The sequence below is a fragment of the Vibrio sp. 811 genome, from assembly GCF_033339195.1.
Genome location: NZ_JAWOUB010000190.1, coordinates 1 through 889, shown reverse-complemented (window position 1 = coordinate 889; position 889 = coordinate 1). Strand labels below are relative to the sequence as shown.

Below are 889 nucleotides of genomic sequence, written 5' to 3'. Positions count from 1 at the left end.
CGCTTCTACAGTAATTGGGTCAGCCGGTTCTACGCCGCCGATCAACGCAGCGCCAGCCAGTAAAATGTACGACATTGTCAGTAGCAGCATGAGGGAGGAGGTCACCGACGTAATTGGCCCCAACATTTTCGCGCCGTTTGTCGATACGTAGGTCGCAAACGCAAACAAAATCATACTGAGCACGGTAGTGGTGAATGGCGTCAGAATGTATTCATAGCCTAAGAACGCGTAAGACGCATAAGCGATAACACGCGGCAGCAAGGACGTGAAGAAGAATAGGTTAACGAACCAGTAAGTGTAGGCAGAGATAAACGCCCAGCGACCGCCAAGTGAGCTTTTTACCCATGCGTAGACCCCCGCTTCAGAATCTTTATTCAGAGATACGAATTCTGCGATGATCAAACAGAAAGGGATGAAATAAAAAATGGTCGCCAGAAAGAACATTGGCGCAGACGCTAGACCGATCTCGATGTTGTTATTGATTACGTTATTAAAGCTAAATACTGCAGCAAAGGTGAGGGACAACAACCCGAATTTGCCTATCGTATTACGTTTGGATTCAGACATGTTCTATCTCCGGTGAATCACGTTGGAATTGTAGGGAGGAAGGGCTTGTAATGCTGTGACCACAGCCCTTCTCTTGTTTTATTTATTTAGGAAGTAGCCATCTTCGATGGTCACTTTGAGCACCACTTTTCTTACGCGGTTGTCTCCGTGGAAGCGGTACGCTTCACTGTTTTCAAAAATCGCCACTTGGCCTTCGCATAGCTCACGTGTTTCACCCTGACCAGAAAAAAATTCGCGGTCGGTTTCATCACGATAAGCTTGTTCTAGTGTCAACGCGGTTTTATCCGCGAACTCAACGGTTTCTCGACCTTCGAGGTAGTAA

Annotated in this window: 2 protein-coding genes; both read right to left on the bottom strand. The window is 47.0% G+C overall.

The window, feature by feature from the left end; all coding sequences use genetic code 11:
- Window positions 1-567 (bottom strand): amino acid permease (locus R7Q46_RS25755; protein WP_318078026.1); only part of this gene is annotated, 567 nt, incomplete at its 3' end.
- Between the two features lie 78 nt (window positions 568-645).
- The coding region (locus tag R7Q46_RS25750) for a YhcH/YjgK/YiaL family protein (protein ID WP_318078025.1) at window positions 646-889 on the bottom strand (244 nt) is incomplete at its 5' end.